Genomic DNA, 22331 nt, shown 5'->3' on the forward strand with positions numbered 1-22331 from the left:
GGGTTTTCCATTCTCCTGTGAAACGGCGCCGGGACTCGGTCAGGCCCTTGCGATGCGACAAGGGGCAGGCCGGGTGCACAAGAGGGCGCAGTCTATCACGTCCGCGCCCCGGGGCTTCAACAGCTTTGAACAGAGCCCCCGGACATCCCGGCCCGGCCCGCCTGGCCCACCAAACGGGCGCCGTGCGGGCGCGCAGGCATGGATCCGGGAATAAAACGCACCTTCAGGCACCGACTCCGGAGCATGACCCCGTCACATCCGGCCACGGGGGCGAGATCCCGTCCCAAACCGTTGCGACCGGGGGAACACGGTCCCCAGATGTGCTTCCTGCTGGCCCGGGCGCGGGCACGGACCTAGTGAAGCGCGCTGCCCAGATTGATCCGGCCGCGCACCTGCCCGGTTGCCAGGTCAAGGACGACAAGACGATTCGGCCGTGCCTGGGGCCCGCCCACAAGCTCGACCACCAGGGTGTTGCCGGACACCACCATGGAGCGGATCTCGGTGCCCGCGGGCTCGTCCAGGAACAGCATGCCGAAAAAAGCGGGATCGTGCAGAGCGGCACTCGCACCCGGTTCCGCGGGCGGGGCGGGGATGCCCTCAGTCGGCACAATGCGGCCGGGCGCGCCGGATTCAGCCGCCTCCCCGGACGTGCCGGATCGGGAATACAGCCCGTAGCCCAGGGCACCGAGCCCCACGACAATCAGGGCCAGCATGACAAAAACCAGGGTTTTGACAAACTTCAGCATGGCACGTCCTTCCTGTTGCGGGGCCAGCCCCCAAATCCCACACCCGTACGCCCCGTTACAGGGCCAGGGCCAAACACGGGGCCCGGGGCGCCGACCCACCCGGCCCGCGAACATTGCAGGGAACCGGATAACGATAAGCCCTTGCGCCGGAAAGGGGCTGGCGCCTTATATAGGGCCATGAGCAGCCATTGTGAAACCGAAGACACCTTTGAGGACGACGACCTGTCCCCGCCTGCCGCTGCAGTCGGGGCCGGGGCCGGGGCCGGGTGTCACCGTCTCGTGGCGGATGCCGGGGCCGCCGGGGTTCGCCTGGACAAATGGCTGAGCACCTCGCTTCCCGACCTTTCGCGCGCGCGCCTCCAGATGCTGGTCCGCTCCGGGCTCGTCGAGATCGACGGACGGACGATAGTCGATCCTGCCTTGCGGATCAAACCCGGGCAGACGGCCTGCGTCCGCGAGCCCGTTACGGTTCCGGACGCCCCCGCGCCGCTTCCCATGCCTCTGGACGTCCTCCACGAGGACGAACACCTGATCGTGGTGAACAAGCCCCCCGGGCTGGTGGTCCACCCGGGCGCTGGAAACCCGGACCGGACGTTGGTCAACGGGCTTCTCCACCACTGCGGGGGCCGTCTGTCCACCGGAAGTGACCCCCAGCGTCCGGGCATCGTCCACCGTCTGGACAAGGACACAAGCGGTGTCCTGGTCGCGGCAAAAACAGATGCGGCCCACGAAGCCCTTGCCGGGCAGTTTGCCGCCCGCCTGCCCGGGAGAACCTATCTGGCCCTGGTGTGGGGAACCCCGATGCCCCCTGCCGGAACCATCGAGGGGCAGATTGGCCGTCACCCGAAAAACCGCCAGAAAATGGCGGTTCTTGATCCGGGGGCGGGGAAATACGCCTGCACGCACTACCGCACCCTCGAGGTGTTCTGCGGCGGGGAGATCAGTCTTGTGGAATGCCGTCTGGAAACCGGACGCACCCACCAGGTCCGGGTTCACCTGTCCTCGTGCGCCCTGCCCCTTGTCGGGGATCCGCTCTACGGGCGCAAGTCGGTGCCCAGGGCCTGGGCCGGGCGGCTGCGGGGCTTCGAGCGGCAGGCCCTGCACGCGGTGGAGGTTGCGTTCACCCATCCGGTCACCGGCGAGACGCTGCGTTTCCGGGCCGAGCCCCCGGAGGACATGGGTGCTCTTATCGAAACGATAAGACGCAACACAAACAGATAGTTAGAACTCGTATTTCACGCGAAGCCACAGGGTGTGGGCGTCATACCGGTCGCCAACCATCAGGGCGTAGCCCCCGTTCAGAGTGAAGCTGTCCCCCGCATGGTAGGTGGCTCCCAGGCCGATCTGGCCGAAGTGGCGCCCCCGGTCCTGGCCCGTCATGCGGATTCCCGACAGACCCGACAGGCCGTACTCAAGGTCCACCGCCGTGTCGAGAGCCTCGTAAAGATAGGTGCCGGACGCCCTCAGCTCGAACCCCGGTGTGACCTGGTGGGCAACCTCGACCCCCACCCGGGGCCTTAGAGACTGGAGGTCCGTGGACCGTACATCCATGGGAGTGGCACCGCTGGTTTCCCGGTAAGCTCCCTGGGAAACGGATGTGTAATCCACTCCGATGGACGGGCTCAGGCGCCAGGACGTGGCAATCTCGAAGTCCTGCCCCATTTCTCCGGCAACCCGGAAGGTGTGGCTGTCCACGTCGGCGCTTGCGGTCGTGCCCCCGAGTTCCCGCCGGTCCTGATCCGCATTGGTGTAAAGATAGCCCGCGGAGGCCGACAGCCAGGGCGCGAGCGTCCCTTCGGTGTTCAGGGGGTCGGTGACCACGGAGACCACAGCGCCGAACGATTTGGTCTGGCTCTGGCCGTCCGAGCCGAGATCCAGCCGGCCCAGGGCCGCCACGCCGGCAACGCTGAGGGTCAGGGGCCCCATCCGGGTGGACAGCCCGGCACTGCCGCCTCCCCAGTTGAAGGTCGAGTCCGCGTAGGAGGCGCTTGCCTCCCGCAGATGGTCGAACCCGCCAAGCGGGGTAAACCACACGGACAGATCCTCTTTCGGCCGTACAAGGTCGGAGATGTAGGACACCGACTCCCGGGACGCGACCTGCTGGACCGCCGGGGGCCGGGTGCGTACCAGCGTCTCGCGGCGAACCGCGTTGAACCCCGCGTCCATGACCACCATGCTGACCCGGGGCAGGAGCGCCCCCGCCTGGGGGGTGAGGGTGCGCAGGGCCGCCGACGTCCCGTCCGCGGTGAAGGTATTGGAGAGACGGTCGTAGAGGGCGCTGTTCTCCGCGCTCACGTTCGGAGACGTCTCGACCGCGAGGGCCACGTTCCGGACCGGCCCCTCCAGAAGGTCCGAAAGGGGCGCCAGCCGCGTCACGGACACGCTGGCCGAGCGGCGGTCTTCCGACAGGGTTACCTCATAGCCGAGAACACCGCTTGTCCGCCGACCCACCCAGCCCGCGTTGTCCTGAATGGTCCCGTCCAGATTGGCGGTGGCAATCTCGATCACGGTCCCAGCCGCCTGCGCCGAGCCGGTGGGAAGGTCCAGGACGCCCGATGTGTAGAGGGACAGGGTCGCCCCCTTCTCGATCACGACATCGCTTTTCGCCACAGCCGCGTCGTCGTGGGACAGAACCATGCGGCCGACGGCCCAGCCGGAGCCGTCCGTCTTCCGGGTGACCGGCAGGTAGAGCGTGCCCCCGGCGCCGATCAGCACATCCGGCCCCAGCTCCCGCCCCGTGTCATCCGTCCGGGCACCGCTTAACACAAAGGCCCTGCTTCTCGCGTTGCCGCCCGTATCCGGAAGCAGGGTCAGGGTGCCCGAGTACAGGCGAAGGTGCTCGGCGCTGATCCCGGTTCCGCCCTTCTCCCCGTGCGCCTCAACCTGCCCGCCGGCCGCGATCCAGAACTCGCCGGTGGACACAAGGCCGGACGCCTGTGCGCCCGAGCCCCTCGCCTCCACACGGGCTCCGCTGACACCGATATCCTGCGAGACATAAAGGCCGTGGAGAACCCCGCTGTCCCCCTTTCCGGACGCGCTGAGAGACACCCCGGCCTGAAGCTCCAGGTCCGCGTCAAACGGGCGCACAGTCCCGGACGATGTGTTCTCAAAGACCAGAGCGCCTGAAGGAAGGATCGCACGACCGTTGTCGGCCGAGGGCTTGCGGGAGGACAGGGTCCAGATATCCTCGAGCGGTCGGGTCACCCCAATCCACTCCTCGGCGGCCATGGCCTCCCCTGCCCCGAAAAGGCAGAGCAGAACCGGAAGGGTCCAGAGCGCTGAACGTGCTGTTCCATGTGCCATGTCAACACCCGAGCGTGCGCGGAAGCGGGCCGCCTCTGAAAAGGGGGCTGCCTGCACCCGACGGCACAGGAGCCCGGCAAGCAGGCATACGCCAGAAGTCTAAGCGGGAACCCTTAATAGTTTACAAACTTGAGATGTAAAACCAAGGCGCCGCTCGGAACCGGACGGGGTCGTGCGATGATTCCCGTCCCGTTCAGCCGCAGGAGTAAACGGATACGGGAGCGGGCCGGGCTGCATGCGGATGCGTCCGGCGGGAAGGAATACGGGACGGAGGGAATGAACGGGGCCTGCCGCGTGGAGGGGTGTGCGGCGCATCCGGTCGTTGGCAGTTCGTTTGGAACCGTCGTTACTCAGATGCGCCGCACGTCACGGAACGTCGGACGGAAACGTCCAGTTGCCCCGTGAAAAACGAGGTCGCCTGCCGCTTTTCGCTGGCGCCGACCGCCCCCTTCCGGCCCTTGGCCTGGGGGGTAAGGCTGTTGGACGGATTGAAGCCTATCGCAATCATTGGATGTCTTGCAACCCGTGATTTTATAAATCCAACCCGTTGAAAATAGAAACGAATTCGAGACAAAAACCACTTCCGAACAGGAAGTTTCGGAGAAACCGGCGTATTTTGGACATGCTCAAACGACGCTTTCGTGTTACGTTTGAAACTGTAGTCGCGCAACCGCGTCCTCCTGTGTCACGCCCCGAATAACGGAAACAAACCCCAGCACCCGAATACCACATTTCAACCGCCGGGACCGGGACATCGCAGACTCCGGGGCATGCCTTGCCAGGGCTTTGGCTGGAAGGGCACGCGGGACCGCGCAAGGCCGCTTCCCGGACCCCGGGGGCAGCTCCGTCCCGGGGCTTTTCCGGTTGTGAGCGGCGCGTTTCCGGTCACGTTCAAAAGGCCCCGTCCTTGGGTCTCGGGAGTCTTTTCGTGACCGCCCCACGGTGTCTGTGTCCGCCCCACCGGCGACATCGACACAATTGCACTTATGGGAAAAACGGTCAAGGATGAAAGTTCAAATCCGAGCCGTTGCCCGCAAACCTGAGTACTGGAGTTAGACGTTTGTGCAAATCAGGGTATGTTGTCCGTTCCGGTGCCTGCGGGCATCTCCGCGACAACCGGAGTCAGAAGACTGATGTCTGACCTCAGATCCTCGTTTCGCGAGCGAATCGAGACACTGATTACCCTTTATAACGGCAACGCCATGAAACTGGCGCGGGATACGGGCGTGACCCGGTCCGCGCTTGAGAAATGGCGCAAGGGACTCTCGGAGGCGTCACGCGAAAGTCTCGAGAAGCTGGCCCGGGGTGCGGGCGTATCCCTCACCTGGCTGGTGACGGGAGACGGGGACATGTTCCCGGGCTCCGCCGGCGCACATTACCTGGCAGCGGACCCCGGTCAGGACTGTCCCCCTGTCCCCCACGCTCCCGGGGGCGCGTCGCTCACGCCTGATCCGGTTCTGGAGCGATTTCTGGATATGCTCGAGTTTTTGGGGCCGGATCTGGAGGGGATTGCCTCCCGGGCCAGGGTGTCCCGCACCCGGATCACCGCGTTTCGCAGCAGGGAGACCGTCCCGACCGGGAGGGAGCGCGAAGCCCTCGTCCGCGCGGCCGGTGTGTCGTCCTCGTGGATTGAAACGGGGCTCGGGATGATGATCGCGGCGCACGTCCGGCCGGGTGAACGGCTGCCACGCGTGGCCGATGATCTCCCCGCAGGGCCGTCCCTCATCTCGGATCCCGGTCGTCCGGGAGGCTCCGGGGCTCCGATCGATCCGGAGGGGCTTGCCGTCATCACCGATCACCTTGAGCTCCTTTACAGGGAGAAGGGCCTCCCCTGTTCCGCCGGTGTTCTGGCACGCCGCGCCGCCGAGATCGCCCAGGACGTGGCGCTGGTCGCCCGTGACCCGGCCGATGCGGAGATTGCCGTCTCCATGGCTCTGCTGACCATCCGGCGCACCCTGTGAAGGTGGGGCCGTTGACGGAGCGCCCGCATCCGCCTCGCCCTCCGGGCACCGGCTGACGACAGCGAGCAGCGTCCGCCGCCTCACTGCCACAGCCTCACAATCGCAACCATGCCGGACGGCCAGACAGCCAGCTTCGGGCCGGCAGGACGCCGTACCGCGCGCCGGGTGCGTTTTTCCGCCCCACACCCTGCTCTGCCCTGTGTGTTTCCCGGGCGACGGGCCATCACGCGGGCGCTTCGCATGGCCGGACCGCCCTTCCCCAACGGGGCGCTGACAGAGGCGTGCAGCGCCATAAGGCGCGCGCCGGCCTTGCGCCTCCTCCTCTCCGTCCTCCGGGGAGCAGTTCCCGTCAGGGCATTATGCTGTTGAAGCGGGCGCCGTGGGCTTACACAATGGGGTTGAGGCAGGGCGGGCGCGCACGCGGCCCTCCGGGACAAGACGCCCCACCCCGAACGAGGAACGCGGAGAGAAAAAAGCGAGGGCAACGGACGATGACGGATGGACACCTCACAGATCTGCTGATTGAGGAGGCCCTGATCTCGGATCTGGACGAGGTCCAGCGCCTTGATGCCCTGGTCACGGCCCACCCGAAACCGGACCACTGGCGCCTGCTGATCGAGGGAAGCCGCACCTCTCCGGAAAGCCGGTTCTTTCTGGTGGCGCGCCGGGGCGACCGCCTTCTGGGTCTTATTGCCGGTGAAATCCGTGTCTGGGAGTTCGGCTCCCCACCCTGCGGCTGGATCTATACGGTCGCCGTCGATCCCGACGCCCGGGAGACAGCGGTGGGCACCCGTCTGTTCCAGGCCATCTGCGCCCGGTTTCGCCGTCAGGGGGCATCGACCGTCCGCACCATGGTCGGGCGCAACGAGCACCTGGTCCTGTCCTTCTTCCGAAGCCAGGGCATGATGGCCGGACCCTTTGTGGAACTGGAGATGGAGATCCGGCCATGAACCTCCAGATGGCAACGCGCCATGCCCTTTTCGCGGTTCTTGAGCTGGCCTCCCGGCCGGACGAGCAACTGTCCGCCCTCGATATTGCGGACCGCTATGATATTTCCGCGAACCACCTGGCCAAGGTTCTGCGTGTTCTGGGACGGGCCGGAATTGTCGAGGCCGTCCGGGGTGTCGGCGGCGGCTACCGCTTTGTTGGTAAGGCCAAACGCCTGTCCCTCATGGACATTGTGAGCCTGTTTGAGCCCATCGGCTCTCCGGACCACAGCACCGCCCCCGGAGCCCGGACGCCCCAGGGCCAGGCCCTGCGTCTCGTCATGACGGAAATCGAGGACACTGCCCGCTCCACCCTGTCCTCGATCACGGTGGAGACCATGCTCAAGCTCGCCGGGCGGATGGACGCTCCCTAGCGCCCACGCGCCAAGGGCGCCAACAGGGGGCACGGGCCCCGGGCGCCTTTTGCGGGCGTGTCAGGCCGCCGGCCCAACAGCGGTTCGCGGGACGGGGCCGTCAGGCCGCCGCCTTCCCGGTCGCCTGGAACAGCCATTCCCCCGACTCTCCGACGGTTCTGGCCATCTGCCCCCTCGCCACCAGATGGTTCAGGTGGGCAAGGGTCTCGGCAATGGCGAACGCCTGCTGGTGGCCGTCAAGGCGCCGGTTAAACAATCCCTGACTGACCTGGAAGACGCTGGCGGGTGACTGGCACAGGGCAAGGGCGTCCTGGAGCCGCGCCCCGTGATGGGCCTCCAGCTCCCGGCACCGGGCGCGCAGGGTGGAGAACGGGCGGTCATGGGAGGGAAGAACCAGTGTGTCCGCCGGAAGCTCACCCAGCCGGGAGAGCGAGGCCAGGAAGTCGTCCAGGGGATCGTCATCCGCGTTCCGATACCAGGCGCCCACCGTGGGGCTGATACGGGGCAGGATCTGGTCGCCACTGATGAGAACGCCGTCCTCCTTGCACCACAGGCAGGCGTGCTCCGGTGTGTGACCGCTGAAGGTCATCACGGTCCAGAGCCTCCCCCCCAGCGCAAGGGTGTCTCCATCGGCAATGGGGGACCAGGAGCCGGACAGGGGATGCACAAGCGGACTGTAGGCACTTTTGCCGCGCTCGGCCCCGTCGGCCATGTCCTGTGGGCACCCGCAGCGCAGGTAGTGCCCCCGAAGACCGGCGTAGTAGTCGTCGTGTCGCTCCTCGCCCCAGGAGCGCGTCCCCATGTCCCACTCGCCGAACGGTGTGGTGACCGGAACCCCGAACCGCCGCGACAGCCAGCCCGCCAGCCCCATGTGGTCGGGGTGATAGTGGGTGCACACGAGGCGGTCCAGCGGGAGGCCGGCCAGGGGGCCGTCCAGAAGGGCTTCCCACAGGGCCAGTGTGGCCTCATCCCAGACGCCCGTATCCACCAGGGACCAGGTGTCCCCGTTTCTCAGAACCCACACGTTGATGTGGTTGAGGGCAAAGGGCAGAGGAAGCCGGAGCCAGAAAATCCCGGGAGCAACCTCGCTCAGAACGCCGTAGTCCGGTGTTGACGGCACATGGGTCATGGATGTCTCCATCGGTAGAATCAGGGCACCGTGCGCGCGGCTCGGGGAGCCTCGCATCGACACGGCAAAACAGACCGGGCGGAGTGGACGCACGGGAAAAATCGTTCGGGATCGGAGAGCCCGGCGGGCGAGGAGGGCCCGGCAGGGCCGGACGGCTGAAGACCTGTCCCGGGAACAGGGAAGCCTGCGTCCCCTCCGGCTGCGTCCCTGCGCAGGACAAAAGGAGGACACTCCCGACACAGCGGGGGACATACGGGTCGCATGCGCGGCTCTCCCTGTTGGGGCGGCGCCCATGGCAACCGGCCCTCTGATCCGGCCTCTCTGGGCCGGTATAGATGTACCGTAATGCGGCTATTGGGGAGCGTCAAGGAAAAGGCGGGGGAAAACCACACGCTCCGACGCGGATACCCGGGTCAGCCGGAACCGTCCGACGCCAGAACCGGGGGAGGCCGAAATCCGTCCGGAACACGCCCGGTCTCGCGGGTGTCCGGCGTTCGGGCAGGGCCCGGGCGGACGGTGGGGACCAGGACGGTGGGGACCGGAGCCGGCGAGCGGCCTGCCCCGTCCGGACACGACGTCCCCGCATCAGGCGGCCCAGGGGCCGGGGCCGTTCCGGAAGCGTCCGGAACACGCCCGCCGTCCCGCCTGCGCGGCGGGCCGCAACGTGCGGCAGGACAACCCGCCGCACCCGCTCCCCCTCAGACGCCCCTAGAGATACGGGTCGTCCTGGAGGAGATGGGAGCGCACATAGTCCGACACCGCATCCTCAAGGGAGGTGGGCTGGAAGGAGCTCCCGCAGCGCTCCAGGGCCGAGCGGAGCCGGTCCATGGGGGCCTCGGTGAAATACTGGTACTTCCCGCGCAGGATCTCGGGCATCTCGATGTAGTCGATGGCCACCGGGCGATCCATGGCCGCAAACACGGCGGCGGCAAGGTCGTTCCAGGACCGGGCCTGACCCGAACCCAGGTTGAACAGACCGTTGACCCCCCGGGCCTCGAGCAGCAGGTCGGCCAGAACCCGCGCGCAGTCCTTGACGTAGACGAAGTCACGCTTCTGCCCGCCGTCGGGGAAATCCTCCCGGTAGGAGCGGAACAGCTTCAGGCGCCCGCCCTCCAGGATCTGGGGAACCGCCTTGTTGACCAGGGAGCGCATGTCCTCCTTGTGGTACTCGTTCGGCCCGAAGACGTTGAAGAACTTGATCGAGGCAAGGTGGGCAAAGGCCCCGGTCCGCTGGGCCCAGACATCGAACAGATGCTTGGAGTAGCCGTACATGTTCAGGGGGCGGAGTTCATCCAGCCGGTCCCGGTCGTCGTCGAAGCCCGCCTCCCCGTCCCCGTAGGTGGCGGCGGAGCTGGCGTTCACAAAGCGGACGCCCTTTTTCATCGCGTAGGTCGCAAGGGCCTTGGAGTAGTTCAGGTTGTTTCGGATCAGGTAGTCGGCGTCCCGCTCGGTGGTGCTGGAACAGGCCCCAAGGTGGGCGATCCCCTCCAGCCGGGCCCGGACAGCGCCGCGGCCGAACTCTCCGATGATGAGATCCTCCACCGCGTTTCTGTTCACGTGTTCCAGAAAAACGTCCTTGTCCACAAATCCCAGAAACTGGCGCTTGACGAGATTCTTCCACTGGTCCGAGGTTCCCAGCTGGTCGACGACAATGATCTCGTCGATCCCGCGGTTGTTCAGTTCCCAGAGAAGCGCACTGCCGATCATGCCGGCGGCACCGGTGATGATAAACATGGTTCAACCTTTTCCATCCAGGGTCCGGGGGGCGGAGTATTCCGGAGTTTCCCTGACAATTCCATAAAAAAGTTCCCGCACCGCGTGGCTGTCCTGCTCCATGGTATGGGTGAGGGTGGCAAACGAGGGTTCCCCCGTCGCCCGGCACAGCTTGGCCTTCAGGCCCGGCGAGAGGTCGTCCTCCCCCGGAGGGCCGGACAGGCTGTGGCGCAGGGTCGACTGGATCGCAAGGCAGCGCCCGTAGTGGGTCACAAGCCGCTCGGCGGCGGCCGGCGGGATCAGCCCCAGGCGGCCGCAGCGTGCCAGGGTCTCCCGGGTCTCCGGGGTCATGATCCCGGGATGGGCGGCACCAAAGCGCAACTGGACGAACTGGGCCACGAACTCGATATCCACAAGCCCGCCGGGAGCCAGCTTGACGTCCCACAGGCTGGCGGGCGGCTTCTCCCGGTCCATCAGGGCCCGCATGTCCAGCACGTCGCGGGCCAGAACCACGGGGTCGCGCTCCCGGGTCAGGGTCGCGCGGATCGCCGCCTCGATATCCTTTTTCAGCCGCGGCGCCCCGCAGACCACCCGAGCGCGGGTCAGGGCCAGGTTCTCCCAGGTCCAGGCGCCCTCGGACTGGTAGCGCACGAAGGCGTCCAGGCTGGTGGCAAGTGGCCCCTTGTTGCCCGAGGGCCGCAGGCGCAGGTCCACCTCGTAAAGGGGGCCGTCTCCGGTCATGGCCGTTATCGCGTTCACCAGGCGCTGGGTCAGGCGCGTGTAGTAGCGGGCCGGATCCAGGGGCCGCTCCCCGTCCGAGCCCTCGCTATCCGGGGGCACGTCGTAGATCACGATCAGGTCCAGATCGGATCCGGCGGTCATCTCCCGGGAGCCCAGCTTGCCGAAGGCCAGAAGGGCCACCTCGCCCCCCGGAACCCGTCCGTGCGCCCGGGCGAACTCGGCCTTCACCCGGGGCAGGAGCGCACTCAGGGCCACGTCGGCGATGTCCGACAGGCTGCGTCCGGCGGCGTCCGCATCCAGGTTGCCCTGAAGGGTCATCAGGCCAACCCGGAAACGGGCGTCGTTGGCCCAGCGCCGCAGAAGGATCAGCACCTCCTCGTAGCTGTCCGTCTCCCTCAGCCGCAGGTCCAGAAGCCGGGCCAGTTCCTTGCGGTCCGGGTTGTGGGGGGCGAGGATGGCGTCCAGAAGGTCCGGGTTCCGGGCCAGATACCCCGCCAGCCGGGGGGCATCGCCCATGATCTCCGCCACAAGGGTAAGGAGGCTCCGGTTATGCTCGAGAAGGCTGAAGATCTGGACCCCGGCCGGAAGCTTTGTGAGAAACTCGCCAAACCGCACAAGGGCCGTGTCGGGCTGGGCGGTCTCGCAGAAGGCCCTCAGCAGGGCCGGGACCAGTTCCGTCAGGTACTCCCGGGCCCTGGGCGAGCGGGTGGCCGCACAGCGCCCGTGGTGCCACTCGCGAACCATGTCCGCAACCGCCCGCGGGTTCCTGTAGCCCATGTTCTGGAGGGTCTCCAGGGTGCCGGGATCCTCGTCGTGGCCCGTGAAGACCAGATTGCCCTCCCCGGCCGAAAGCGAGGGAGCATGCTCGAACAGGCCCGCGTAGTGGCTTTCGACCGTTCCCAGAGTCTCCCGGACGTGGGTCTCGAACGCCGCCAGGGTGTCGAAGCCGTCGAACACGGCGACCTGCTCCAGCCGGAGCGGATCGGCAGGCAGGGTCTGGGTCTGCTCGTCGTCGAGCATCTGGAGCCGGTGCTCCAGCCGGCGCAGGCGCCAGTAGGAGGTCATCAGGGCATCCGCCTCCCCCTCGGTCACCAGTCCTGCCGCCACAAGAGCCGCCATGGCATCCCGGGTGGAGCGCTGCCGCAAGGACGGATCGCGTCCGCCCCAGATCAGTTGCTGGGTCTGGGCGAAGAACTCCACCTCCCGGATGCCGCCGCGCCCCAGCTTGATGTTGTGTCCGGCCACGGCGATGGCGGCACCGCCGCGCACCGCGTGGATCTGGCGCTTGATGGAGTGGATGTCCTGAAGCGCGTTGAAGTCCAGATACTTCCGCCAGATGAAGGGGCGAAGGTGGGCCAGAAAGGCGCACGCGGCGTCCTGGTCCCCGGCCACCGGGCGGGCCTTGATCATGGCCGCGCGCTCCCAGTTCTGCCCCTGGGTCTCATAGTAGATTTCCGCACTTTCCGTGGACAGGGCCACAGGGGTTGCCCCCGGGTCGGGCCGGAGACGAAGATCAACGCGAAACACGTAGCCGTCCGCCGTGCGGTCCTCGAACAGCTGGACGAGGGTCCGGGTCAGGGCCACAAAGCACTCGCCCGGAGACTTCTTTCCCCGGTAGTCCGCCTTGTCCCGGTCGTAGAAGACGATCAGGTCGATATCGGAGGAGTAGTTCAGTTCCCCGCCGCCCATTTTTCCCATGGCCAGAATGAAGAGGGCGCAGTCCTTTTCCGGATCCTCGGGATGGGGCAGGACAAGCTCGCCCCGCCTGTGGGCGTCGCGCAGCAGCCAGCGCAGGGCGTGGCGCAGGCAATCCTCGGCCAGGACGGTGATCTCCCGGGTGACCTGCTCGATGGTCCAGGTCTCCGCGAGGTCGGCCAGGGCAATGAGCAGGGCGCCCCGGCGCTTGAACACCCGAAGCCGCCGCATGATCTCCGCCCGGTCGCAGTCCTCCGGAGCTGCGGCCAGCTCCGCCCTCAGAGCCGCGAAGACCTCCCCCGGCTCGCTGTGGGCAAGGCGGGCCATGAAATCGGGCTCCATGAGAAGAACGCGGGTCAGGTACGGGCTGTTTCCGAAGACCGCCTCCAGCAGGGCCCGGCCGGCCGGATCACGGGCAAACGCCGGGACAAACGCGGCCCTGTCCTCGGGGGCGTTGCGGGCCAGCGCCTCCCAGTTTCCCAGGCCTATTTCCAGGCGCTTGGGGTCAAAAGGACGGGGAAAGCCGGCCGGAGTTGCCGGAAACGTGAATGTCTGCACTGAGGCCTCCTCTTCATTTCCGGAAGAATGGAGCGCCCCCGGATCCGGCGTCAAGAAGAAGCCAATTTCACCCGGGCAAAAGATCGTGGCTTCGCAAAGGCTCGCCATGGCTTTATATGAAAGGATACCCCTGACCCGCAGGCGGCCCGTGAGCGGGAGCGCCCGCGGGCCTTTCTGTGTTCAGGCCCCTGCTGACTGCCGCAAAGGAAGGTTTTGTGACCCGGAGGCACGACCCAACCCGCGACCCCCTGCCGCTCAAAGGCGCCGCCCGCCCCGAAGCCGGGGACGGTCCGGGCCAGGGGCCGCACGTGTCCGGCCTGAACGCAGAGCCGGGGTTCGGTATGGAGGCGGAGCCGGGGATCAAAACGCAGGCGGAGCCGGGGATCGAAACGGAGGCAACGCTGGCGTCCGGGAACCGGGGGCCGGATGCGGAGCCGGGTTCACCCCCTCACACACCTGCGGCGCCGCGGACGGCGGCCCGGGGCGGCGGGGGTGGACCCCGCGGAACCGGCCGGAGGGCCCTTGCCGGAGCCCTGTGGCTGGTAAGGTTCTCCCTGGCCTGCGCCCTGTTTGTGTTCCTTGTCTCCAGCGTGTTTCTCTGGCGGCTGTCCCAGGGTCCGGTCTCCCTGGAGCCGTTCATTGGCTTTCTGGAGGCCCAGGCCCGGGACTACCTGTCCGGCACCGACATTCACCTGACGCTGGGAGGCGCCCGGTTCCACTGGCCGTCCTGGCGCGAGGCCCCCTCGGTCACCCTGCGGGATCTGAGCATCCTGGGAACCGGCGGACGCCCGCTGGGCATGGTGCCCGAGGTGAAACTCCGCCTCTCGCCGGGGAAACTGGTGCGTGGTGAGCTCCCCGTGCGGTCCCTTGAGATCAGCCGGCCGGTTCTTTATCTGGTCCGCCGCGCTGATGGCTCCATCGGGATGCGCATGAACCTCATGGATCACTCGGGGGCGCAGGACACTCCGGACAGCGGGAGCCCGGACTCCTCCGGTGACCTGAGCACCTGGCTGTCCGGTGGCGACGGCGATGACACCGGTGCCCTGCTGGCGGCCCTGGACCAGCTTGCGCCCCTGCGCTCGCTCCTGCTGTCCCTTCGCGAGGGTGTCTTTATCTTTGAAAACAGGCAGAATGGCGCCGATTTCCAGATCCAGGACATCAACGTGACCGTGGACGTGCGCCCGGCCACCATCGGCCTGAAGGTTCACGGAGCGCTGCCCGCGCCCTCCGTTCCCCGGGACGCGACAGGCGACGCGCTCGGGGGGGCCGAACCGCGGGGAACCGGCCTGGGTCTGTCCGTCAACCTGATGCGCGGGCACTCGGGCCTTGCATCGGTGCGCCTGGATGTGGAGAGCCTCTCCCTCGAGGAGGTGGCTCGCATTGCTGCAACCGTCTCCGGAGAGACGCCCCCGTCCCCCGGCACGGGGAGCGCCAGCATGCCCCCTGCCCGGCCGGGCGACCCCGCCCCGGCCGCACCCGGGACCGGGCACACGGAGGCTGCAGGGCCGGAGCCCATGGCCGACGACACCTCCTCCGGCGGCCCGGATACCCGGGATGAATCCCTGCCCGCTCCGGACCTCGCCCCCGGGCCCATGCCAAAGGATCTGACCGGGTGGAGCGAGGCCGTCAGGGGCCGCCTCAACCTGTCCATGCTGCTTCAGGTCGATGTGCCGGCCCTTCTCGGGCGCCCCGCGACCGGTTCCCGTGGGACCGCGCAAAACGAGCCGCCCCCGGGCCCGGACCAGCCCCCCCTCGCGGAGCCCTTGGAACTGTCGGAACGCCTTCGCAACGGCCTGCGCGGGGCGTCCCTGCGTCTGGAGAGCCCGGCTGTCAGCGTGGCCCTGCCCCTCTTCCCGGCACCGCTCACCGTGCGGGATCTGGGTGCCCAGATCTTCGTGACCGCCGGCGCCCGGGAGATTTCCGTGCGCTCCCTGCGGCTTCAGGTGCCCGGCGGCGGGACTGTGAGCGTGAGCGGAGACATCCGGGATCTCGCGACAGAGCCCAGGATTCATCTGGATACGGGCTTCCAGTCGGTGAAAGCGCTGGACATCGTGGCGCTCTGGCCGGTGGGAGCGGCAGAGAACGCGCGCCTGTGGCTCCAGGAAAACCTGATCGGCGGAGACCTGGACGACGGGCACATCGCTCTCGACCTGGCAGCCGACGGTGCGGGCGATCTGGACCTGGTTCACATGGAGGGTCAGGCCCGGGTTACGGATGCGTCCCTGTGGTGTCGCAAGCCGCTGCCCCCTCTGGAACGGGTACAGGGCGTTCTTGAATTTCGCACCGACACCATCTCGGGCCGGGTCTCCTCCGGGGGCGTCCGGGGCTTTGACGACCTTCTCATCCGGGGCGGCGCCTTCACGTTCAGCGGAATCGACGAGGAGGACCAGGACGCGGACATCGAGGTGGATGTGGAGGGCGGCCTGGTTTCGGCCCTCACGGTTCTGGATATGGAGCCGTTCGGCTACGCCACCGAGCTGGGCATCCGGCCCGATGACATGAAAGGCCACGCCACCGGGCGTCTGGTGTTCCGCTTCCCCATGCTCGCGGACCTGGAGTTCGACCAGATCCATGTGGAGGCCAGAGCGGATCTGACCGACGTCGGGCTTCCGGACGTGCTGTGGGGCCAGGACCTGACCGGCGGTGTCCTGACCCTCGACCTGACGGAAGACGGCATGGACGTGAAAGGGACCGCCTCTGTGGGCCCGGTCGGCACCACGCTTCAGTGGCGTGAGAACTTCACCTCCGACGCCCCCTTCCGCTCGCGCTACGAGATCACAGGAGTGGTTGACGAGGCGGGTCGCGCGGCAATGGGCTTCGAGCTGCCGGACGACGGCCCCCTCTCCGCCCGGGGCCCCATGAACCTGGAGGCTGTTGTTGTCCGCCCTGACAAGACCACAACCGACCTCGACATCAAGCTCAATCTGGCGCAGACCGAGCTGGCCGTTCCCGCCCTGGGATGGAAAAAGAGCCCGGGACAGACGGCGAACCTGACCCTGTCCGGGCGCCTGGGTCCGAAGACCGGCCAGCTGACCATCAAGGCCAGGGCCGGCACCGAAGCGCGCCTTGATGGCACACTGGGCCTTGCCACCCAGCCCGAGGTCCGCCCGCGACAGTTCCGGATCCGCACGCTTCAGGTTCTGGACAGCCAGGTGGCCGCGGAGGTGTCCTGGAGCTCTGATGGCTCTGCGGCCATCGTTGTGACCGACGGCCATATCGACGCACGCGCCCTGTTCGAGACGAGCGGACCGGGTTCCCAGCCTGCCTCGCCCCCGGGGCCCGACACCAAACCCGGGGCCGCACCCGAAAAGGCGGGAACGCCGTTTTCCCTCTCGGCATCCCTGAGCTCGGTGCGCATGGACGAGACCCTGTATCTGGACCAGGTCACCCTGGAGGGCTCCCACAGCGGCACCGAATGGCTCCGGGCCGAGGCCAGAGGACGGATCCGGGATGGAGGATCTTTCCAGCTTGCCGTCAAGCCACCGCAGGCGCCCGGCGGCCCCCAGCCCTTCACCTTCGATGCGGAGGATGCGGGGCTCCTGCTGAAAGCCCTGGGCGCCCTGGACACCATCAAGGGGGGCACGTTCCGTGTGTCGGGCACCATCAGCGCGGATCACACGGTTGAGGGGCTGGCCCGCATGAAGGATTTCCGGGTCACCAATGCTCCCGTTCTTGCGAAGCTGGTCTCGGTGGCCGGGCTTACGGGGATCCTTGACGCCTTCAAGGGGCCGGGCCTGGGCTTCTCGAACGCCCGCGCCCCGTTCCGCTACAAGGCCGGAGTTCTGACCCTTGAGGACGCCAGTGCAAAGGGATCCTCCATCGGGCTGACCGCCTCCGGGACGGTTGACCGCTCCGCCCGGACCCTGTCCATCCACGGCGCCATTGTGCCGGCCTATGCGGTCAATTCCCTTCTGGGCTACATCCCCCTGGTCGGAGACCTTCTCCAGGGGGGGAAGGACGAGGGACTTTTCGCCGCCAACTATTCGCTGAGCGGATCCCTGGATGACCCCAAGGTGTCGGTCAATCCACTTTCCGTTCTTGCGCCGGGCTTCCTGCGAGGTATATTCAATATATTCTCAAACGACAACTAGGCGGGGCACATCTGCCTGACAAAGACGGGATCCGGGCGCGGCCGAACACACGGTGGCAGCGGGCCGGACCCTGCTGACCTTTCAGCGCGCACGGGGCGCTTCCCCCGGAAGGGACGGTGAGCCGGACCGGAGCCCGGAAGGGGGCTCCCGGAACGGGGACACGGGATACCGGTCACGGGACACCGGATACGGGATACGGGATACGGGGGCAGGAGACAGAGACATGGCCGACACTTCAATCCGGACGTTCACATTCCACTATCCGGAAAACTCCCGCGAGATCACGTTCACAAAACGTGACATGCGCGATTACACCCTCGAGAGCCTCAGGGGGTTCTTCCTGTTTTCCGGATCGGTCTATCTGGCGGTCCTCACCCTTCTTGCGGTCTCCCTTTCTCGCAAGGTGCCGTTTTCCATTCTGATGCAAGAGGAATACATCCGGGACTGGGGGCCCAGTGTCCTCCAGATCACGGCGGTTTTCCTGGTGATCGTAGCCCTTGTTTTCTATTCGTCCAGCAAGGCCACGTCGGGCCCCTCGTATATGAAGGGCGTCCTGTACTACGGCTTTACGGATGAGTTTCTCTATGTCCGCTCGCCCCTTTCGGATGCGCGGGTCTCCTGGAGGCTCTTCACCTTCGCGCGGGAGACAAAAACCGCGTTCTATCTCCATGACGGCGCGCGCTACTTCCTCCTGCCCAAGCGCCCCTGGTCGGAGGCCGAGGTGGACAGGATCCGCGGGCTTGTGGCGGCGGCCGTACCGGCCCGCCGGGCCCGTCTGATGAAGCCCCGCAAGGCAGCCACGGAAACCTGACCGCAGCGCCGGACCGGCTTCCCCGGCAGGCCCATGACCCCGGGCGTCCGCCCCATGCGCGCGGCCCAACGCTGCCGCAGTGCGGGCCCCGCCCGCCCCCCTGAGCTTGCACCGAAGTCCATGGACCCGTATAACGGGAGGTCGTCCGACCGATCCCCCCCGGCTCCTGTTCGTCGCAGACGCGGCGACAGACGGTCCCGAGCCCGACGCCCCGGAACCCGGGCCGGTCCAAACTGCGGAGTGAGCGCATGCGTTTTCGTGTCTGCGGATTTTTTTCCAGTCTTGTCGTCCCCGTTCTTGTCGCCCTGTGCATCGGCACGCCGGGCGCGGCCCTCGCCTTCGACACCCCCGAGGACGCCGTGCATGCTCTTGTCGAATCCCTTCGGGACAAGGATCCGGACGCCTTTCTCAAGGTTGTGGATCTGGACTCGGTCCTGGATGCCTCACGGGCCGCGTACTATGACGGCACGGAGAACGGCGTCCTCAAGAACCGGGCCTATCCCGAGGTCCGCGAGGAATTCCTGGACAGCATCGCGTCCGGAACCCGGGCCGCCCTCTGCAAGGACGCCCGGGCCTCGGGCTGCCCCTGGTATCCCAAGGGCCTTGAGGCGGGGAAAATAACCAAAACCGAGGAGAACAGCGCCTACATCGCCGTGGACAGCGAGGAGGACATCCGAAGCTGGCTCGTGCTGTTCAAAACCGACGACGGCTGGAAAGTGTCCGCGCTGCCCCTGTCCCTGAAAGAGGCGAAAATCTTTGCCTCGGATGAGTTCCGCAAGCACATCGCGGCCTACCGGGATGCCATCGCCCGCCGGGACCAGGCGTATCTCGACGAGCAGGAACAAAAGCGCATCGCGGAGGAAAACCGCCCCCGGACCTGGGATGACATCTGGAAAGCCTACAACGAGAACAAGACCGAAAGCGAGATCCTCGCGCTGTACAAGCGGGTGGGCTCATTGGATGAGCGAACCCGGAATGGCAGCACGTTCCTCCATCTCGCGGCGCAGCATGCCCACGTGGAGGCCATTGACTGGCTGCTGAAAGCGGGTCTGGACCCCAACGCAAAAGACGAGGGCGAGCGCACGGCCCTGTGGGTTCTCGCCGAGGACCGGGAGCCCTACAAAAAGGCGCCGGGGCGGATTTATGACAGCGCCGTTCTTCTTCTGGACGCGGGGACAAAGCCCGTGGACCGGGACTGGAACTACCAGGACATTTTCGAGCACACCGAGGCGGCCGGACAGGGCAACACGGAGCTTCTGAAAGCCCTCCATGACAAGGGGTTCGATATCACCCGGGCGGCCCGCAACGGGGTGAACGGCCTGCACATGGCGTTGCGGTCCCTCTACAACCCGACCCAGACCGCCCGGCTCGCGGAAGAGCGCTTCACCGAGGCCCGCGAGCGGGGCGGCAACGTGGAGGCCGCCCGCAAGCTGCACGACGCCGCCCAGGCCGACCTGAACCGCGCCCGGGCCGCTGCCGTGACCAACGTGCGCCTGCTTCTGAAGGCCGGTGTGAGCCCCGACCAGGGGGATGAGGCCGGCTATACATCCCGGCGCATGGCGGAGAACGGAAAGGTCGCGGAGATCCAGGCCCTGATGGAGGCGGTTCCCCGGAAGGAGGAGACGCCCTAGGGTCACGCCACCGGGGTATCCGGACCGCCGGGCTACAGCAGCATGGGCTTCCCACATGTAGCCCCGGTTTTCGGGGCGTGCGTGCCCGGATTGTCGGAGCGCCGCTCCCCCGTCCCGGACCAGCGGCCGTAAACACAAAAGCCGGAGCCCGGCCCACTGGAAGGGCGGCTCCGGCTTTTTCCATGGCTTCTGTGGCGCAGGCCCGGCCGCTGCTCCGGTTCTGCCGTTGTCAGGCCGCCCCGCTCCCGCCCGACGCAGTCAGGCACGGAGCCGGGACGCGGGCAGCCCTGCCCTGCGCGGGTCAGGGACCGTCCGGCACCAGATACACGGTGGACAGGGGCGGAAGGGTCAGTTCCAGGGACTGCATATGGCCGTGGGAGGGCACGGGCCGGGTTTCGATCCGGTCGTTGCCCTGGTTCGAGCCGCAGTAGTAGGCGCTGTCCGAGTTCAGAACCTCGCGCCACGTGCCCGCCCTGGGAACCCCCAGCCGGTAGCCGGTCCTGGGCACAGGGGTGAAGTTGCAGACCACGAGGGCAACGGACGGCTCCTGCCCCTCGCTCCGCTTTCCGAAGCGCAGGAAGGCGATCACCGACTGTTCCGCATCCGTGCAGTCGATCCAGGAGAAGCCGTCGCCCTCCGCATCGCACTCGTGGAAGGCGGGGATCTCCCGGTATGCGCGGTTCAGATCCTTCACAAGGGTGGACACGCCCCGGTGCCACTCGTAGTCCAGCAGGTGCCAGTCCAGGCTTTCCTGATAGTTCCACTCCCGGCCCTGCCCGAACTCCGAGCCCATGAACAGGAGCTTCTTGCCCGGGTGCGCCCACATGTACGCGTAGTAGGCGCGGAGGTTGGCAAACTTCTGCCAGGCGTCGCCCGGCATGCGCCCGAGGATCGAGCCCTTGCCGTGGACCACCTCGTCGTGGGACAGGGGCAGGACGAAATTCTCGGTGAAGGCGTACAGCAGGCCGAACGTGAGCTCGTTCTGGTGATAGCGACGGTGAACCGGCTCCAGGCTGATGTAGCGCAGGGTGTCGTTCATCCAGCCCATGTTCCACTTGTAGCCGAAGCCCAGCCCCCCCAGATGCACCGGACGGGACACCATGGGCCAGGCCGTGCTTTCCTCGGCCATGGTGACCGCTCCCGGGAACCGGTCATAGACGAGGGTGTTCACCTGCTGCAGAAGGCTGATGGCCTCGAGGTTCTCGCGCCCGCCATAGCGGTTGGGGATCCACTCCCCCTCCTTGCGCGAGTAGTCCAGGTACAGCATGGAGGCGACCGCATCCACGCGCAGGCCGTCGATATGGAACTGCTCGAGCCAGTAGAGCGCGTTGGCGATCAGGAAATTCCGGACCTCGTTGCGGCCGTAGTTGAAAATCAGGGTGCCCCAGTCCATGTGGCGTCCCTGGCGCGGATCCGCATGCTCGTAGAGATGGGTGCCGTCAAACCAGCCGAGGCCATGGGCGTCCTCGGGGAAGTGCCCCACGACCCAGTCCAGGATCACGCCGATGCCCGCCTGGTGAACCGTGTCCACAAAGGCCCGGAAATCATCCGGGGTGCCGTACCGGCTGGTGGGCGCGTAAAGCCCGATGGGCTGGTAGCCCCAGGAGCCGTCGAAGGGGAACTCGCTGACCGGAAGCAGCTCGATATGGGTGAAGCCCATCTCCTTCACGTAGGGGACAAGGCGCTCGGCCAGCTCGGCGTAGGTCAGAAGGCGGTTGCCATCGCCGCGCATCCAGGATCCCAGGTGGACCTCGTAAATCGAAATGGGCTGGTCTCGGCCCGCCGTGTCCTCGCGCCGCCTCATCCAGGCGTCGTCGTTCCAGGCGTAGTCGCCAAGACCCCAGACCACCGACGCGGACAGGGGGGGAACCTCGCTGTAGAAGGCATAGGGGTCGAATTTCTCGGGCAGGAGAGTCCCGTCGCTGGCGCAAATCTCGTACTTGTAGCGGGCACCGCGCTGGACGTCGGGAATGAAGATGTCCCACACCCCGGAGCCCGGGTGAAAGCGCATGGGGTTGACCCGCCCATCCCAGCGGTTGAAGTCGCCCACAACCGACACACGGCGCGCGTTGGGCGCCCAGACCGCAAAGGCCGTCCCGGACACGCCGTCCACCACCATGGGGTGGGCCCCCAGCTTGCGATAGATCTCGAGGTGGGTTCCCTCCCCCAAAAGGTAGCGGTCCACATCGGACAGGATGGAGCCGAAGCGGTAGGTGTCCTCCACATCGAAGACCCGGCCGTCCTCGCGCACCCGAAGCCGGTAGTGCAATGTTCCGTGTCCACGCGGCACATCAAACCCGAACAGGCCGTCGTCATGAAGCCGGCGCATGGCCCCCAGATCCGTGCCGGTTCGCACGTCGATCACACTGACCGTCTCGGCGCCGGGGCGAAACACACGGATGCAACGGGAGGACGCGTCCTGCCGGCCGGCTCCGCCCCCCTCGGCGGGGCCCTCATGAGGACCGAGAAAAGCAAACGGGTTATTATTGGTCGCAGCGAGAAGCGACGTGGCCGCCTCTTCATAGGACTGACGGTTCATGACATTTTCCAAAAAAACGGATGGCTGGATCAATCGGGAGGCGCAGCCGTATC

General features: G+C 66.8%; 13 protein-coding genes. 7 read left to right on the forward strand and 6 right to left on the reverse strand.

Features of this window, described 5'->3' with window-relative positions; translation table 11 throughout:
- Nucleotides 1-353: 353 nt before the first annotated feature.
- The gene (locus IHV25_RS08415) at nt 354-746 is read right to left on the reverse strand and encodes a hypothetical protein (protein ID WP_192534675.1); all 393 of its coding nucleotides are present in this window, start codon (nt 744-746) and stop codon (nt 354-356) included.
- Nucleotides 747-923: 177 nt separating this feature from the next.
- On the opposite strand from IHV25_RS08415, the gene IHV25_RS08420 reads away from it, so the two are divergent.
- Nucleotides 924-1967 (forward strand): RluA family pseudouridine synthase, encoded by a 1044-nt coding sequence (locus IHV25_RS08420; RefSeq protein ID WP_192534676.1) that lies wholly within the window; start codon nt 924-926, stop codon nt 1965-1967.
- On the opposite strand, the gene IHV25_RS08425 is transcribed toward IHV25_RS08420, so the two are convergent.
- Entirely contained in the window at nt 1968-4049 is a 2082-nt protein-coding gene (locus tag IHV25_RS08425) for an autotransporter family protein (protein WP_192534677.1), read from the reverse strand.
- A 1133-nt stretch (nt 4050-5182) separates the two neighbouring features.
- Here IHV25_RS08425 and IHV25_RS08430 point away from each other — a divergent pair.
- The 3 genes from IHV25_RS08430 (at nt 5183) to IHV25_RS08440 (ending at nt 7370) form a co-directional block, all read left to right on the forward strand.
- On the forward strand, nt 5183-6010 hold the full coding sequence (locus tag IHV25_RS08430; RefSeq protein ID WP_192534678.1) for a helix-turn-helix transcriptional regulator: 828 nt from the start codon (nt 5183-5185) through the stop codon (nt 6008-6010).
- A 491-nt stretch (nt 6011-6501) separates the two neighbouring features.
- Nucleotides 6502-6960 (forward strand): GNAT family N-acetyltransferase, encoded by a 459-nt coding sequence (locus tag IHV25_RS08435; RefSeq protein WP_192534679.1) that lies wholly within the window; start codon nt 6502-6504, stop codon nt 6958-6960.
- A complete protein-coding gene (locus IHV25_RS08440; protein WP_192534680.1) occupies nt 6957-7370 on the forward strand; it encodes an Rrf2 family transcriptional regulator in 414 nt (137 codons plus the stop codon). The genes IHV25_RS08435 and IHV25_RS08440 overlap by 4 nt, the downstream gene beginning before the upstream one ends.
- A gap of 100 nt (nt 7371-7470) precedes the next feature.
- On the opposite strand, the gene IHV25_RS08445 is transcribed toward IHV25_RS08440, so the two are convergent.
- The 3 genes from IHV25_RS08445 to IHV25_RS08455 all read right to left on the reverse strand — a co-directional run bounded on the left by IHV25_RS08445 (nt 7471) and on the right by IHV25_RS08455 (nt 13206).
- Nucleotides 7471-8499, reverse strand: coding sequence for an MBL fold metallo-hydrolase (locus IHV25_RS08445; protein WP_192534681.1), 1029 nt, complete (start codon nt 8497-8499; stop codon nt 7471-7473).
- Between the two features lie 708 nt (nt 8500-9207).
- The gene (rfaD, locus tag IHV25_RS08450; RefSeq protein WP_192534682.1) at nt 9208-10233 is read right to left on the reverse strand and encodes an ADP-glyceromanno-heptose 6-epimerase; all 1026 of its coding nucleotides are present in this window, start codon (nt 10231-10233) and stop codon (nt 9208-9210) included.
- Between the two features lie 3 nt (nt 10234-10236).
- Nucleotides 10237-13206, reverse strand: a complete 2970-nt coding sequence (locus IHV25_RS08455; protein WP_338048613.1) for a bifunctional [glutamine synthetase] adenylyltransferase/[glutamine synthetase]-adenylyl-L-tyrosine phosphorylase — start codon at nt 13204-13206, stop codon at nt 10237-10239.
- Nucleotides 13207-13778: 572 nt separating this feature from the next.
- On the opposite strand from IHV25_RS08455, the gene IHV25_RS08460 reads away from it, so the two are divergent.
- From IHV25_RS08460 to IHV25_RS08470, 3 genes are all read left to right on the forward strand, one after another.
- Nucleotides 13779-17297, forward strand: a complete 3519-nt coding sequence (locus IHV25_RS08460; protein WP_192534683.1) for a YhdP family protein — start codon at nt 13779-13781, stop codon at nt 17295-17297.
- Nucleotides 17298-17520: 223 nt separating this feature from the next.
- Nucleotides 17521-18108 (forward strand): YcxB family protein, encoded by a 588-nt coding sequence (locus IHV25_RS08465; RefSeq protein WP_192534684.1) that lies wholly within the window; start codon nt 17521-17523, stop codon nt 18106-18108.
- 248 nt (nt 18109-18356) lie between these two features.
- Nucleotides 18357-19739 (forward strand): ankyrin repeat domain-containing protein, encoded by a 1383-nt coding sequence (locus IHV25_RS08470; protein WP_192534685.1) that lies wholly within the window; start codon nt 18357-18359, stop codon nt 19737-19739.
- Between the two features lie 301 nt (nt 19740-20040).
- Here the strand turns inward: IHV25_RS08470 and glgB are convergent, their stop codons facing one another.
- Nucleotides 20041-22278, reverse strand: a complete 2238-nt coding sequence (gene glgB / locus IHV25_RS08475; RefSeq protein ID WP_192534686.1) for a 1,4-alpha-glucan branching protein GlgB — start codon at nt 22276-22278, stop codon at nt 20041-20043.
- Nucleotides 22279-22331: the final 53 nt, after the last annotated feature.

Origin of the sequence: Phaeovibrio sulfidiphilus, assembly GCF_014861485.1 — a bacterium.
GTDB classification, from domain to species: Bacteria; Pseudomonadota; Alphaproteobacteria; order Rhodospirillales; family Rhodospirillaceae; genus Phaeovibrio; species Phaeovibrio sulfidiphilus.

Excerpts from the sequence above, each read along its gene's own strand:
- IHV25_RS08435 (WP_192534679.1), top strand. The coding sequence starts at position 6,502 with ATGACGGATGGACACCTCACAGATCTGCTGATTGAGGAGGCCCTGATC.
- IHV25_RS08440 (WP_192534680.1), top strand. The coding sequence starts at position 6,957 with ATGAACCTCCAGATGGCAACGCGCCATGCCCTTTTCGCGGTTCTTGAG.
- IHV25_RS08470 (WP_192534685.1), top strand. The coding sequence starts at position 18,357 with ATGCGTTTTCGTGTCTGCGGATTTTTTTCCAGTCTTGTCGTCCCCGTT.
- glgB (WP_192534686.1), bottom strand. The coding sequence starts at position 22,278 with ATGAACCGTCAGTCCTATGAAGAGGCGGCCACGTCGCTTCTCGCTGCG.
- IHV25_RS08415 (WP_192534675.1), bottom strand. The coding sequence starts at position 746 with ATGCTGAAGTTTGTCAAAACCCTGGTTTTTGTCATGCTGGCCCTGATT.
- IHV25_RS08445 (WP_192534681.1), bottom strand. The coding sequence starts at position 8,499 with ATGACCCATGTGCCGTCAACACCGGACTACGGCGTTCTGAGCGAGGTT.
- IHV25_RS08465 (WP_192534684.1), top strand. The coding sequence starts at position 17,521 with ATGGCCGACACTTCAATCCGGACGTTCACATTCCACTATCCGGAAAAC.
- IHV25_RS08420 (WP_192534676.1), top strand. The coding sequence starts at position 924 with ATGAGCAGCCATTGTGAAACCGAAGACACCTTTGAGGACGACGACCTG.
- IHV25_RS08425 (WP_192534677.1), bottom strand. The coding sequence starts at position 4,049 with ATGGCACATGGAACAGCACGTTCAGCGCTCTGGACCCTTCCGGTTCTG.
- IHV25_RS08430 (WP_192534678.1), top strand. The coding sequence starts at position 5,183 with ATGTCTGACCTCAGATCCTCGTTTCGCGAGCGAATCGAGACACTGATT.
- rfaD (WP_192534682.1), bottom strand. The coding sequence starts at position 10,233 with ATGTTTATCATCACCGGTGCCGCCGGCATGATCGGCAGTGCGCTTCTC.